The organism is Bacillus sp. AK124, from assembly GCF_053903085.1.
Genome location: NZ_CP096378.1, coordinates 3,184,940 through 3,198,412, shown reverse-complemented (window position 1 = coordinate 3,198,412; position 13,473 = coordinate 3,184,940). Strand labels below are relative to the sequence as shown.

Here is a 13,473-nt window from a genome sequence, read left to right as displayed (position 1 = left end):
GAACATGATTTCATCTGAGAATGAGCGGGCTGACGCAGCGAAAGAATGGACGATGTATATTACAGTTTCTTGCCTTTTCATCCTGATCGTCTCTGTGATTTGTTTTTTCGCTCCGGCCTACAGCTTGCAGGATCTGCTGTTTCGACTGTTTGATGCCGTCATCATCTGTGTGCTGGCGGTCAATGGCCTTTATTTTCTGCGAAAAAATAAAGGCGTCGCTTGCTTATCGTTTTTACTCTGTTTCATCAACATGGGACTGCTCATTGTTATGATGATCCACTAGTGTTTGGCGGATTAAAGGGCAGGCGGCAGCGGGAGACCTTCCCCAAAAGAGCCGCCTTGCCCCGTATTTTAGTCAGCTCCGGAAAACAATGATTTTACCGGACGAATGTACTACCCGGTGTGTATGCTCCAAAAATTGCTTTTCCTTCAGCATTCCTCTTCCTTTCTCTTTCGCTTCTTCATCATCGGCCGCTTCAAATCGCTCATTCAAAAGCGTTTCTCCACCAGTATCGAAAACGGTTACATAATAATTTTCCATTTCTCTTCCCCTTTCTCAAAATATGATCTATTTGTTTAAAATTATATAAAAATCAAAAAAATCCTTTTTAAAATGGTATGACTAACGTATGATTGTAAATTGGAAGGAGGAGTTATTATGCTCAAAATCGATCACGTCACGAAAAAGTTCGGTTCATTTACAGCTGTAAACGATCTGACGCTGGAGATTCCAGACAAGCAAATGTTCGGTCTGCTCGGCGCCAACGGAGCAGGGAAAACGACGACATTCCGAATGATATTAGGCCTTTTGAATGCGACAGAGGGTACTGTCACATGGAAAGGACAGCCGATTAACTACGGTATCACAAACAGCATCGGCTACTTGCCCGAAGAGCGCGGACTGTATCCGAAGCTGAAGGTGAAAGATCAGCTCGTATACCTTGGCCGCCTGAAAGGCATGACAAAGCAAAATGCGCTCAAGGAAATGGAGAAGTGGCTCGAACGGTTCCATATTACGGAATACGCCGACAAAAAGGTTGAGGAGCTCTCCAAAGGGAACCAGCAAAAAATTCAATTCATCACGGCCGTGCTGCACAAGCCGGAGCTTTTGATTCTCGACGAGCCGTTCAGCGGTCTCGATCCGGTGAATGTCGAGCTATTAAAAGACGCGGTCATTTCTTTGAAAGACGACGGCACTTCGATTGTATTTTCAAGCCACAGAATGGAGCATGTCGAAGAGCTGTGCGAACACGTCTGCATTTTGCAGCGCGGGACGCCTGTCGTTCAAGGGAAATTAAAAGAAATCAAACGTTCTTTTGGCAGAAAGAATGTCACGATTCACGCAGACGGCGACTTGAGCTTCTTGAAAGAGGCGGACGGTATCGTCAAATGGCGGGATCATTCCGAAGGAGTCCGCCTGCAGGTCGAAAATGAAGAAGTCTCTCAAGAGCTGTTTACAATGCTTCAAGGACGCGGGTTTATCAGAAAATTTGAACTTGAAGAGCCTTCTTTACATGATATTTTCGTCGAAAAGGTAGGTGCCCGTTATGAATAAGTTTTGGATTGTTCTTTTTCATACATATCTCAGCAAGCTGAAAACAAAGTCGTTCATCATTTCAACGGTGATCACGCTTGCGCTTGTCGTGCTCGTCACAAATCTGGGATCGATTATTTCCATGTTTGATGACGGCGGAGAGGGTGATAAAATCGCCGTCATTGACCGTTCAAATCAGCTGTACGACACGTTTGCCCAGCAAGTGAAAGCACTCGACACTGATGAAGCGCTGGAAGTCGAAAAAGCGGATAAACCGGAAAAAGAGCTTGAAAAAGACGTCAGAGACGAAAAGCTTGAAGGCATTTTAATCCTGGACAGAGATAAAAAAGGCGTGCTGAAGGGAACGTATAAAGCGCTCGAAATCGCTGATTCCACAGCTGTCTCCACGATTGAACAGGCGCTCTCACAAGCAAAGGTTGCCGTTGGAACGGCTGAATTGAACGTACCACAGGAAAAGCTGAGTGAACTGTTTACACCGGTAAAAGTCAACAGTGTCGCCTTGAAAGAAGGAGCGAAAACCGAGGAAGAGCTTCAAAAGGCGACAGGACTTGTATATGTTGTGCTGTTTGTCATCTATTTTTCGGTTTTGACGTACGCGTCAATGATCGCGACAGAAGTTGCGACGGAAAAGTCTTCCCGCGTGATGGAAATTTTAATTTCCAGCGTGCCGCCTGTCCAGCAAATGTTCGCCAAACTGTTCGGCGTCGCTCTGTTAGGATTGACACAGATTGCCGCACTGTTTCTTGTCGGCTATCTTTCGCTCCAGTCCAGCCAGGAAAAGGGAGGGGATGCAGCCGATATGATTAAAGGATTTCTTGACATTTCCGGCGTACCTACTGCAACGCTTGTGTACGCGGCCATTTTCTTGATGCTCGGCTACTTCCTCTATGCAACTCTTGCGGCATTTCTCGGAAGCGTCGTCAGCCGGATTGAAGATGTTCAGCAGATGATTTCGCCGATGATTCTGCTGGTCGTCGCAGGATTCGTAATTGCCATGGTCGGGCTAAGCACACCAGATTCAACGTTCATTACCGTTACTTCATTCATTCCGTTCTTTGCGCCAATGATCATGTTTCTCAGAGTCGGCGTGCTTGATATTCCGTTTTGGGAAGCGGCACTCGGCATCGGCATTACCGCTCTCACCATTGTGATTCTCGCCGTCATCGGGGCGAGGGTGTATAAAGGCGGCGTGCTCATGTACACGAGCGGCGGCGGATTGAAAAATATCAAACAGGCGCTTCGTCTGTCGAAAGATCGATAATGAAAGAGAAAAGCAGCTTGAAAGAAAAGCTGCTTTTTTCGTGCAAAGAGTAGAACGTGCATTCGCTTTCAACCCGTGATAGAATGGGAGCAGAATATTTTATGAAAAGGAGCAGAAGATTGACAAACATCACTTTCATTCATGCGGCCGATCTTCACCTGGACAGTCCGTTTCACGGCATCAGCCGGCTACCCGAAGAGGTTTACCGGCGGATCAAAAACAGCACATTTAAAAGCGCTGAAAATGTGTTTAAGCTTGCGATTGATGAAGAGGCCGACTTCATTTTGCTTGCCGGCGATCTTTTCGACGAAGCAAACCGCAGTTTAAAAGCACAGATGTTTTTGAGAAAGCAATTTTTAAAGTTGAAAGAGAACAACATCCAAGTCTATGTGATTTTTGGCAATCACGATCATCTGGGCGCCGATTGGACGCCGATTGATTGGCCGGACAACGTCCACATTTTCTCGTCGGAAGACATTGAAGAAAAATCGTTTTACAAAGACGGCCGGCTCGCCGCAAGCATCTACGGCTACAGCTATCCCGAGCGCTCTGTTTTTGCCAATAAGGCTGCTGAAATCAAAAAAACGACCGACGCGCCCTTGCATATCGGCATGATTCATGGGACGCTTTCCGGGGAGAGCGGCCATGATCCGTACTGTCCTTTTTCCCTTCAAGATTTAAAAAACGGCCGGATGGATTACTGGGCGCTTGGCCATATACATAAAAGACAGGTCATTTCAGCCTCCGAACCGGCGGTGATTTATCCGGGAAACACGCAATCGCGGCACATGAAGGAAACGGGAGAGAAAGGCTGCTATCTCGTCAATGTTTGCGGCGGAGAACTGTCCTTCGAATTTAAAGCCTTATCGGATGTTCTGTGGGAAACGGCCAGCATCGATATCTCAGAGACAAAGCAGATGACAGAGCTGATCAGCCTGATGCAGGATGCCCTTCAATCTTTCAGAAACAGAGGCAAGCCGGCATGCGTCAAGGTGGTATTGACAGGAGAAACACCCTCTTATTTGGCGGAAGGACAGGCCGGCATCGTGGACGAGATCCTTGACATCTTCCATGAAGAAGAGCGGGAGGAAGACGCGTTCATCTGGCTTACCGCGATCGAAGATCAAACAGATGCCGCCTTGTCTGGAATTGAACGGGACGCTTTTTTTCAGGAGCTATTGCAAGAAATGCAGGAATTTCAGGATTTCAGCCTGATTTTTGACGATTTGGAGCGGCATCCGGTCTTTAGAAGGCACGGAGAGCGGTTTCATGAAGAAGACTTCCGGGACATTCGCGCGCAGGCGGAAAAACTGCTGCTTCATGAACTGAAGACATTGAAAAGATAAGGGAGGGTGCAGGGTGAATATACATGCGATACATATATACGGATACGGTAAATTTGCCAATCAGACATTTCGCCTGTCTCCTTCAAATCTGCATTTGGTCTACGGGCTCAATGAAGCCGGGAAAACGACGCTCATGTCGTTTATTGAAAGCGTGCTGTTCGGTTTTCCGAAGACGAAACGGTATGAGCCGAAAACGGGCGTTATTTACGGGGGGATGCTTGAGGTCGGGCACCCTGATTTGGGGCAGATCCGGATCGAACGAACGGCCGGAAAGCCTGAGCGGGTCACCGTTTATCTGGAAGACGGCAGCACGAAGCCGGAAGGTTTTTTAAATGAGCTGCTGTCAGGCGTCGACAGACAGCTGTATAAAGCGATCTATTCATTTGACGTGTTCGGCCTTCAGGAAATTCATAAATTCAACCGCGACAAAATCGGCCGTTTTCTGCTGTTTTCGAGTCTGTTCGGCTCTGAAGCGATTTCAAAGATGGATGCCGGCCTCGTGAAAAAGCAGGAAGAGCTGTTTAAACCGAACGGCCGGAAACCTGAACTGAATCAGGAGCTCGACCGGTTAAAAAAGCTTTCCGAAGATTTGAAAAAAGCGAAAGCGCGGGAAGGCGACTACCACCGCCTGTTAAACGAAAAAAAAGGCGCTGAGGCCTCAATAAAGGACAGCGGACAACTGCTAAAAGATCTTGAGCATCTCGTCTCACAAATCGAGCAGGCGATTGAGATTCTGCCGGCAGCCGCGGAAAAACGCCAGCTGGAAGAGCAGCTCGCATCTTTCGGCGGCTCAGGGGAAAGCCGTTTCCCCGAAGGCGGACTTTTTGAGCTTGAAAAGCTCGAATCCCACCTGCATCCAAAAGCGGCTCAGCTGAAGGCGCTGGAAGAGAAAAAGCGCCGTTTGGAACAGCGGGCCGCCGCTTTTGCACCGGCTGAAGACTTTCTCGAGCACGAAGCGGAAGAGCTTTTAAAAGCATATCCGTTTTACCAGTCGTATTCCGAAAAAATCGCGTCTTTGACTGATCAGCTTCACCAGATTAACGGACGGGTTCAAGCGGGGCTTGGGCGCCTGAAAATCGAGGAATGCGATATCCTCAATGCGGACACCGCGTATGAATATGAGTGGAAGCTGCAGGAAACCGCTCAGGCATACATCGAGCTGCGTGAACTGAAACGGTCGCTTGACGAACGCTTTGAGCAGGCGAGAGCTGATCTGGAGGAAGCTGAACAGGCCCACGCCGCTCTCAGCAATGAAGTGATGCCGGAAGATGTCCGCAAGCAAAAGGAGGAAACCCTCAGCCGGCTTGCGTCCGCCGGCGGCCATGCCGGAAGGCGGGAAGAGCTGCTCCTTCAGCTGTCCTATCTGAAGCAAGAACAAAAGGTTCGGATGAAAAGAAGAAAGACCGCTTTTGCAGTAGCGCTTTGTGCTGCTTTTGCGGCAGCTTGTGCGGCGCTCTTTTTCAAGGAGTGGTTCCCGGGCGCTTTACTCGTGCCGATCTTGCTCATATTTGCCGCTGTTGTTCTAAAAAAGCCCGAGCCTTCCGTGGCAGCGGCTTTTATTCAAAAACAGCTGGACGACATTGATCGCAGCGGTACAAAAAGCGGAGTGAGTGACAACGCTTTGAGGGAAGAGCTGTGGAAGGACGACCAAACCCGGCAGCTCCTTATCGCAAAACAAGCAGAGCTCAGACAGAGAGAAGCGGAATATGAAAGAGCGATTAAGAAGTTCGAAGCGTGGGAAAAGGATATCCGTCCGTATCAGGAGAAGACCGAACGCTATTTGAGAGAGCTGAACCTGTCAATCGACCCGTCATTTTTAGCCGATGCGTACGCTTTGATCAAGGAACTCCGAGAGGAAATGTTGAAAAAGCGGGATATCGAGCAAGAGCTGAGCCGCCTTCAGGCTAAAAAAGCATCCTTTGAATCGGAATTGAGAAAGCTTGTCTCATCTCTCGGCCGCGCTGGCGAAAGCGTCCAAGAGCAGGTGTTTCAGCTGAAAAGCGCGCTTGATTCCCAAAAAGAAAAACTTCGGCAAAAACAGGAAGCGGACGTGTCTTTAAAGCATACCGCCGAACAAATCAAAGAGCTGACAAAAGAGACGGAATACTTCCAATCCCAAATTGGCGAACTCTTTCAAAAAGCAGGGGCGGACGGCCGTGAGATGTTCATCGGTCTGGCGAAGCGCGACCAAGCCAAAAAAGAATTAACGGCAAGGCTCGGGCAGCTCAAAAGAGAGCTCGGCAGGCAGGACGAGAAGGCCGTCATGCTTGCATCAGAACACTCTCTTGCAGAACTGAAAGGAAAGCTGGCCGAGGCGCAGGAAAAAAGAGCCCGTATAGAAAATAAGCTTGCAGAAGAAAGACAAAAGGCGGCGAATGTCCATGCGGAACTGGTCAGACTTGAGGAATCGGGAGCGGTATCCGAGCTCGCCTATCAGACCGGAATGCAAAAAGAGCGGGTCGCCGAACTGGCCAAAAAGTGGGCAGCCGTCAAGCTGATCCGGCAGGCGGTCAAAAACAAGATCGATGAACATAAGAAGGTTCGGCTTCCGAAGCTGTTACAGACGGCTGAAACATTACTGAACCCATTGACTGCCGGGCAATACGAAAAAATTTATTTTTCTGAAACAGATGAATCCATGATGGTCATGCGGAAAGACGGGGCTATTTTTTACGCCCACGAACTGTCCCAGGCAACTTGTGAACAGCTCTATTTAGCGATCCGATTCGCTCTGGCCCTCTCCCATCAAAAGGAAGTCAAATTGCCGTTCCAGCTGGATGACAGCTTTGTCCACTTTGACGAGGAGAGGTTTAAACAAGTGCTGAACATCTTAAAAAAGCTTTCAGGCGAAGAACAGCAAATCTTGTATTTTACGTGTCATGAACATGTAAGAGAAGCTTTTCACGACGAAGATGTGATCCTGCTGCCTCCCGTCATGAAAAACGTGGAAGTAAAGGGTATAACTAACAAATAAAAGTGTGTGCTATAATGATTTTATGTAGGAAAACGGAGGGAGCTTTATCATGGCAAAAGGTATCATGCTGCACGAAGTTGGCGAGCAGGTTGATTTGTATTTGCTCATTAAATCGTCAACGAAAGGAATCGCGAGCAATGGGAAACCGTTTTTAACGCTGATGCTCCAGGATCAGTCCGGAGATATAGAAGCGAAGCTTTGGGACGCCAAACAGCAGGACGAAGTGACCTACGGCCCGCAGACGATCGTGAAAGTGGTCGGCGACATTCATCATTACCGCGGGCGGAATCAGCTGAAGCTGAGAAACATCAGACCTGCGGGCGACAATGACAATGTCAAAATCGATGACTTTCTTGAGACTGCACCGATTCCCAAAAACGAAATGATGGATGCGGTCACTCAATATATTTTTGAAATGAAAAACCCTAGTATTCAGCGAATCACGAGGCACCTCGTCAAAAAATACGGCAAGGAATTCATTGATTATCCAGCTGCGACGAAAAATCACCACGAGTTCGTATCAGGTCTCGCATACCATGTTGTCTCCATGCTGAACCTGGCCAAATCGGTCGCAGACCTGTATCCGTCGCTCGATCGCGACCTATTGTACGCAGGTGTTATTTTGCATGACCTTGGAAAAGTAAAAGAACTATCCGGACCGGTGTCCACGACCTATACTGTCGAAGGGAATCTGCTGGGGCACATTTCGATTATGGTGACAGAAATTGCAAAAGCAGCCGAAGAGCTTCAAATTGATTCAGAAGAAGTGCTGATTCTCCAGCATTTGATTTTAAGCCATCACGGCAAACCCGAATGGGGCAGTCCAAAGCCGCCGATGGTCAAGGAAGCGGAAATTCTTCACTATATCGACAACCTTGACGCGAAGATCAATATGATGGACAGAGCGCTCGAACGGGTCAAGCCGGGAGAGTATACCGAACGCGTCTTTGCATTGGATAATCGTTCCTTTTACAAGCCTGTTTTTCACAAATAAGCGTCATAACTTGTCTCCCTTTTGCATAATGTCTGATATACAGTTTATTCAAAAAAGGGGGAAAAGCCGTGCTGCTGTTTCCGTGGTGGGTGTACCTTTGCATCGTCGGCATTATTTTCAGCGCCTATAAGCTGATGACGACGGCAAAGGAAGAGGAAAAGATCGATCAGGCTTTTATCGAAAAAGAAGGCCGCATTTATATCGAACGGATGGAAAAAGAAAAAGCACAGCGCATGAAGCGTTCATTGGATGAAGATCAAGAACAGCATGAAAAATCGGCTGATAGTCATTCCATCGCATAAAAAAAGCTGTCCGGCCCCGCGAGGGGAGGACAGCTTTTTTGGCGTCAGCTGCTGCTGCTTGTCTGAGCTTGGCGCTGGTCGACTTGTTTTTTCAACTCTTTGTCTTTTACTTTTAGATCAGCATCTTTGACAAGTTTGTCGATAACAGATTGCAGTTCAGTTTGATCGTTTTGTTTTTGTTCTTGGACCTCTTTTTTGAGATCTTTTTTCATGTCTTCATATTTGCCGCGCTCTTCGTCTTTCTTAATGATGTGATAGCCGAATTGCGATTTCACAGGGCCGCTGATTTCGCCGGTTTTCAAAGCAAACGCAGCTTTGACGAAATCCTTGTCCATGTTATCTTCCTTGCCGACCCATCCGAGGTCGCCGCCTTTTTCGGCTGTTCCGTCAGTTGAATACTCTTTTGCAAGGTCTTCGAATTTTTCGCCTTTTTTCAGCTTTTTCTCAACTTCTTCAGCCGTTTTCTTTTCCTTCACAAGAATGTGGCTCAAGTGGATTTTGCCTTTCAGGCCGTCATAATATTCTTTTACGTCATCATCGGTTACTTTTATGTTATCCTTTGCGGCTTTTTTCATGAGAAGTTCGTATTTGATCTGTTCTTTGACGAAGTCTTCGCCTTTCTGCTCAATGAGCTGGTTGAGCTGGTCACCCATCGACTTTTTGTACTCGTTCAGCTTTTTGTCGATTTCTTTGTCGGAGACATTGTATTTATCATCGAGTACTTTTTGCTGAACGAGCATGTTCAGTGCGTCCGCTCCGGCATTGTCTTTTAATGTTTGATAAAGGTCTTCTTTTGTAATATTTCCAGCTTTTGTTTCTGCAACAACCTCAGAGTCTCCTCCGCTGCATGCGCTGAGAGCCAGCACACTTGTCGCTGTAATCGCCGCAATTGCAATCTTCTTCATAAATGCAAACACTCCTAATCATAACAGTTTAAACTTTCCTTTGAATTGTATCATATCATATTCTGACATGCTGTAAAAAGATTTTCAACAGAGGGGCATCCGTCTAGTCAAATTTTCTTTCCGCTCATACAAATATATTGATCAAGAAAAGGAGGTCAATAACATGAGCGGAGGATACTCAAGCGGTTTTGCTTTATTGGTCGTGTTGTTCATTTTATTAATCATCGTTGGTGCAGCTTATCTGTACTAAAACCTTAGAAAATGAGAAAAGAACCGTCATTTTTTCAGGCGGTTCTTTTCTTTTGGACGATAGCCTAATCGTTTCATGACATTCGTGCATACACTAATGTAACGACTGGGGCAGAGGAGGTGTCAATATGGGCGACGGTTATACAGGAGGTTTCGCTGGCGGCTTTGCGCTGCTTGTGGTACTGTTCATCTTATTAATTATTATTGGTGCTTCTTGGATATGCTAATCAACAAAAGGATAGCTGCCGGATCAATACGATCGGCAGCTATCCTTTTTTTCTTTACACCGTAAAGGAAATCTCAATGAATGATGAGATCAATAAAATTAAGATCAGCACATTAATCATTCTAAACACCTTATCCTGCCGTTCTTCAGGAATCTCTCTGACAAGGCATAAAGAGTTTGTAAGCTTGTTTATGTTGAAGACAGTAAAAACCGCAAACAAGATGAAATAAAAAAGGATGATAGGAGATCCCCCTCTCTGTTTCTGCTCCATACTACATTACCAAATATTTATTAAAAAAGATAGAAAATAGACTGAAAAAAAGGATTTTCCAAGTGCCGAGCGGCTGGATTATTTTTGTATTAAAATATCAAAATCGTCGGCTTCCTGATCGACATAGCAGTTTTTAGGCGCTTTGATCAGTTTCCAGGCAAACAGAAAATCAGGCAGACAATAGCCGAAATGAATACTTGAAATGATGCAGAAATAATGAGCAAAGCTCGGCATCACAGCCCCCGCGTAAAATAAAGCAGGCGTGATGACGAAAAAAGGGCAGAGAAGAGAGACAAGCATCGTGTTTTTTGGAACTTCTCTCCATGTTCTCATTTTCAACCAATAAATCTTTTTTTCTATTTTTTTCTTGCTGATCAACGGCAAGATATGAAGAATTTTATGGGCAATTATAGCCGCAACCAATAGTCCTGCAAACAAAAGGGCATGATCGCCTCTCTGAACAGTTTGCGGATGAATCAGCTGCATCGCTAAATATTCGGGAATAAAAAATAAAATCATTAAACTGACGGCAGTGAGCACGATGCGCATGCCTCCATAATCTTTAACGAGATTGATGGTTTTCCAGCAACTCATAAATGACATCCTTCCGTTTCAACAAACTGTTATATGAAATCCTCAGAATAATTTACTCCTCTGGATGAGAAAAATCAATCCCTTTTTCGAAAAAAATTTCGTCATTTTCCAAAGAATTTAGAAGGGTGTAAAAGGAACAGAAATCTCCCGTGTTGAACTTTCATCAGAAGGGAATATCGGCTAAAATAAGAGAAAGGGAGAGAAGGGACAAATATGAACTCTATGGAGCAACGCCTTGAGCGGCTGGAATATTACATCAAACTGTTATTGAACAATGCGGATATGAAAGAGTATCCGTATTATAAAATGTTGATCGAAAAGGGCTTATCAGAGGAAGAAGCAAAGGAAACGGAAAAGCTGTGCGAAGAGCTCTCAAAGGAGCTTGAAGCACAAAAAGCGCAAGGATATGTGATGTTCGATCATCTCCTCACGCTTTTTGCGGGACAGTTAAATGAAAAACTTGAAGTGCACGAAACGATTTTCGCCCTTCACAGACAAGGTCTGTACAAACCGCTGATGAGCGAATTCATCAGCATTATCAGGCAATACGATCTGGCTTAGTTTTTAAGAGGCTCAAGCGGTTTGTCCATCTCTATCGATTCCCCGGCTTCTTTTGCTTCTTGTTTTTTCTTCATTTTGCCCTCTTCGCTCGTAAATTCACTTTCGATGTTTGAAAACGATTTTTCGAAAATTTCCATGAAGTCATCGCCGTAAATATGGCGGATGATCGACATCATCTCGACGATTTCTGGAAACTTCCCGTACAGCTGATGAAGGGGCTGAGCGCCTTTTAAGACGGCATTCCGGGTCGGATCGTAAGACTCGAGGATTTTAAGGAAAACGTCTTCACCTTTCGGAGTCAGCTGAATGTAAGTGTTTCGTTTGTCATTCAACTTTTTGGAAAACTCCAGGTAACCTCTTTCCTCAAGTTTTTTTGAAAAATTAAACGCTGTGGATACGTGCATGACGCCGAACTTGGCGATTTCCGAAATGGATGCACCGTTCAGCTGGTAGGCGATCCACAAAATATGATGCTCGTTAATGTTCAGATCATAAGGTTTAATCCACTGCTGCCAATCCTTTTCTATTGACTTCCAAAGCGCCTTGCTAAGCTGTGCCATTCTTTGACTGAATAAAAGGGCTTCTTTCACCGTATAGGGCTCTTCCGCTCGATTCATTCACTTCACCTGCTTCTCTTTATCTTATAATTTCTATTATGCCAATAAAATAAAGATTAATAAAGATGTAAATTTACGAAATTTTTAAAAAATCCAGCTTTACGGTGTGAAATCAGGATTTTACCCAAAAAAAGAGCGTGAAAATTTTCCATTCACACCCCTTTTTTAAGGTTCATTTTTTTCGCTGAGTATATTAGTTTTGTAAGGTTTTCTCCAGCTGTTTTATCTTTTCTTCAATCTCAGCGATTTCCTTTTTTAAGTCCTGCTGGTGAGGTTTGATTTCCTCGCGCCATTCCTGGATGGACGTTTGCAGTTCGCTGCCGACGTCTTTGATGGTTTCCGCGCCTTCTATGGCGGTTTTGACGAATTGCTCTTTTAATGCGATTCCGTCGTTTTTCAGCCTTTTGACGGTGTCTTCCCATTTACCGCAGTTGGCTTTTAGCTGTCCTCTCAAGTTTTTTCCTGAAGTCGGCGCGGTCAGCAATGCTGCAACACCGCCAATAACACCGCCTACAATCAGTCCAGCTGCTAAAGATCGGCCTTTTGACATGTACATCACCCCGGTTATATTTTTAAAGATCAGGCTTGGCAGGCACCCGTCTTCTCATGATTAGATATTGGCGTTCGAGCCGGGCCATCCGTTTCTCTTCTTAGAAACTTCTGCATAGCTTGCTTTATTTTAGCATACTTTTAAAAAAAGGAGGGAGAGGGTTGTCTGTCATTATCATTGTTTTGACAATTTTAAGCGCTGTGTTTACCGCCGGCTCCTTTTATTATTTAAGGCTTCTCGGATATTCTGCATCTTACCCGCCGAAACGCATTCTTAAACAAAAAGCGCTTTTTTGCACGGGAAGCGCAGGATTGGCGCTCCTGCTCCTTTTTTTTATTCAGCTTCTTATATAAAATATCGGGCGGATTCCCCTTTTTTTGACCATCAAAATGAAAAAAACCTCTTCAAAAAAAGGATAACCCTTTTCAAGAAGAGGTTCTGGTTTTATTTGACTTGTTCAATCAGCCTTGAGCGCTTCATGATCGACTGCACGATCGGGAAGATGACCGCCATGGCGATCGTGTTGATCAAGGCAGCAGGTAAAACGACAACAGAAAACAGGGTAATGAACCCCTGGTTTCCAGGCAGGCCGACGATGAACAGCGCAGCCGTAAGGAAAATGGTTCCGGAAAGAACCGTTCCTGCAGCAGTTAATCCGGCGGCGGCAAGCGTTTTGCTGTTCAGCTTTTTCACAAGCAGAAATACGCCGAAAAACATCAAGGCTGTTAGCGGTTTGTCGATGATGTTGGGCAGCTGTCCTCCCGGAAAAGCCGTTGTCAACGCGGAAATAACGCCTGTCACGATTCCGATGACAAGAACATTTTGCAATCTAGGGAACAAAAGGATTCCCATAAACATCATGATCAGCATCATATCCGGCTTCATTCCGTAGAAAAAAGGCGGAATCACAGCGTGAAGCGCCGCTCCAATGGCGACAAACAGGGCCATAGCCACTAATTCTTTTGTTTTCATGTCTATTCTCTCCTCATCTAGGCTCTTTTTACGCTTTCCAATAATATGCTCGTCATTTATTGCGAAAGCTTTCTAGTAGTATATCAAACTTTCGAA

General features: G+C 45.6%; 18 protein-coding genes. 11 read left to right on the top strand and 7 right to left on the bottom strand.

All coding sequences use genetic code 11. From position 1 onward, the window contains the following. The first annotated feature begins 4 nt into the window (after positions 1 to 4). On the top strand, positions 5 to 283 hold the full coding sequence (locus M1E06_RS16105) for a hypothetical protein (protein WP_020450785.1): 279 nt from the start codon (positions 5 to 7) through the stop codon (positions 281 to 283). 72 nt (positions 284 to 355) lie between these two features. Here M1E06_RS16105 and M1E06_RS16100 read toward each other — a convergent pair whose 3' ends face one another. Beyond that, complete coding sequence (locus M1E06_RS16100; RefSeq protein ID WP_026579962.1) at positions 356 to 541, bottom strand: YhzD family protein; 186 nt, start codon at positions 539 to 541, stop codon at positions 356 to 358. A 117-nt stretch (positions 542 to 658) separates the two neighbouring features. Here M1E06_RS16100 and M1E06_RS16095 point away from each other — a divergent pair, with 117 nt between their 5' ends. The 6 genes from M1E06_RS16095 (at position 659) to M1E06_RS16070 (ending at position 8,432) form a co-directional block, all read left to right on the top strand. Then, positions 659 to 1,555: an ABC transporter ATP-binding protein gene (locus tag M1E06_RS16095; RefSeq protein WP_020450787.1), complete on the top strand. Its 897-nt coding sequence runs from the start codon at positions 659 to 661 to the stop codon at positions 1,553 to 1,555. Beyond that, positions 1,548 to 2,816 carry an ABC transporter permease gene (locus M1E06_RS16090; protein WP_020450788.1) on the top strand — a complete coding sequence of 423 codons (1,269 nt, stop codon included), beginning with the start codon at positions 1,548 to 1,550 and terminating at the stop codon, positions 2,814 to 2,816. The genes M1E06_RS16095 and M1E06_RS16090 overlap by 8 nt, the downstream gene beginning before the upstream one ends. 119 nt (positions 2,817 to 2,935) lie before the next feature. Then, complete coding sequence (locus M1E06_RS16085; protein WP_186440884.1) at positions 2,936 to 4,162, top strand: metallophosphoesterase family protein; 1,227 nt, start codon at positions 2,936 to 2,938, stop codon at positions 4,160 to 4,162. A gap of 13 nt (positions 4,163 to 4,175) precedes the next feature. Further along, positions 4,176 to 7,136, top strand: coding sequence for an AAA family ATPase (locus tag M1E06_RS16080; RefSeq protein ID WP_020450790.1), 2,961 nt, complete (start codon positions 4,176 to 4,178; stop codon positions 7,134 to 7,136). Between the two features lie 49 nt (positions 7,137 to 7,185). Beyond that, positions 7,186 to 8,130, top strand: a complete 945-nt coding sequence (gene yhaM, locus M1E06_RS16075) for a 3'-5' exoribonuclease YhaM (RefSeq protein WP_020450791.1) — start codon at positions 7,186 to 7,188, stop codon at positions 8,128 to 8,130. A gap of 68 nt (positions 8,131 to 8,198) precedes the next feature. After that, a complete protein-coding gene (locus M1E06_RS16070; RefSeq protein ID WP_020450792.1) occupies positions 8,199 to 8,432 on the top strand; it encodes a sporulation YhaL family protein in 234 nt (77 codons plus the stop codon). A gap of 44 nt (positions 8,433 to 8,476) precedes the next feature. Here M1E06_RS16070 and M1E06_RS16065 read toward each other — a convergent pair whose 3' ends face one another. Next, entirely contained in the window at positions 8,477 to 9,337 is an 861-nt protein-coding gene (locus M1E06_RS16065; RefSeq protein WP_020450793.1) for a peptidylprolyl isomerase, read from the bottom strand. A 163-nt stretch (positions 9,338 to 9,500) separates the two neighbouring features. Between M1E06_RS16065 and M1E06_RS16060 the strand changes: the two genes are divergently transcribed. Both M1E06_RS16060 and M1E06_RS16055 read left to right on the top strand, forming a co-directional pair. After that, a complete protein-coding gene (locus M1E06_RS16060) occupies positions 9,501 to 9,587 on the top strand; it encodes a YjcZ family sporulation protein (RefSeq protein ID WP_003180245.1) in 87 nt (28 codons plus the stop codon). Positions 9,588 to 9,714: 127 nt separating this feature from the next. Then, positions 9,715 to 9,813 carry a YjcZ family sporulation protein gene (locus M1E06_RS16055; protein ID WP_020450794.1) on the top strand — a complete coding sequence of 33 codons (99 nt, stop codon included), beginning with the start codon at positions 9,715 to 9,717 and terminating at the stop codon, positions 9,811 to 9,813. Between the two features lie 54 nt (positions 9,814 to 9,867). Here M1E06_RS16055 and M1E06_RS16050 read toward each other — a convergent pair whose 3' ends face one another. Together M1E06_RS16050 and M1E06_RS16045 are read right to left on the bottom strand one after the other, a co-directional pair. Then, on the bottom strand, positions 9,868 to 10,083 hold the full coding sequence (locus tag M1E06_RS16050) for a hypothetical protein (RefSeq protein ID WP_003180249.1): 216 nt from the start codon (positions 10,081 to 10,083) through the stop codon (positions 9,868 to 9,870). A gap of 78 nt (positions 10,084 to 10,161) precedes the next feature. After that, a complete protein-coding gene (locus M1E06_RS16045; protein ID WP_020450795.1) occupies positions 10,162 to 10,677 on the bottom strand; it encodes a DUF3267 domain-containing protein in 516 nt (171 codons plus the stop codon). A 213-nt stretch (positions 10,678 to 10,890) separates the two neighbouring features. Between M1E06_RS16045 and M1E06_RS16040 the strand changes: the two genes are divergently transcribed. Further along, positions 10,891 to 11,238: a YhaI family protein gene (locus tag M1E06_RS16040; protein ID WP_020450796.1), complete on the top strand. Its 348-nt coding sequence runs from the start codon at positions 10,891 to 10,893 to the stop codon at positions 11,236 to 11,238. On the opposite strand, the gene M1E06_RS16035 is transcribed toward M1E06_RS16040, so the two are convergent. Further along, positions 11,235 to 11,855 (bottom strand): HTH-type transcriptional regulator Hpr, encoded by a 621-nt coding sequence (locus M1E06_RS16035; RefSeq protein ID WP_020450797.1) that lies wholly within the window; start codon positions 11,853 to 11,855, stop codon positions 11,235 to 11,237. The genes M1E06_RS16040 and M1E06_RS16035 overlap by 4 nt on opposite strands. Before the next feature lie 193 nt (positions 11,856 to 12,048). Then, on the bottom strand, positions 12,049 to 12,405 hold the full coding sequence (locus tag M1E06_RS16030) for a YtxH domain-containing protein (protein ID WP_195201939.1): 357 nt from the start codon (positions 12,403 to 12,405) through the stop codon (positions 12,049 to 12,051). Positions 12,406 to 12,566: 161 nt separating this feature from the next. On the opposite strand from M1E06_RS16030, the gene M1E06_RS16025 reads away from it, so the two are divergent. Continuing rightward, the gene (locus M1E06_RS16025) at positions 12,567 to 12,758 is read left to right on the top strand and encodes a hypothetical protein (RefSeq protein ID WP_020450798.1); all 192 of its coding nucleotides are present in this window, start codon (positions 12,567 to 12,569) and stop codon (positions 12,756 to 12,758) included. 91 nt (positions 12,759 to 12,849) lie between these two features. Here the strand turns inward: M1E06_RS16025 and M1E06_RS16020 are convergent, their stop codons facing one another. Then, positions 12,850 to 13,377 (bottom strand): tryptophan transporter, encoded by a 528-nt coding sequence (locus M1E06_RS16020; protein ID WP_020450799.1) that lies wholly within the window; start codon positions 13,375 to 13,377, stop codon positions 12,850 to 12,852. Between the last annotated feature and the right edge of the window lie 96 nt (positions 13,378 to 13,473).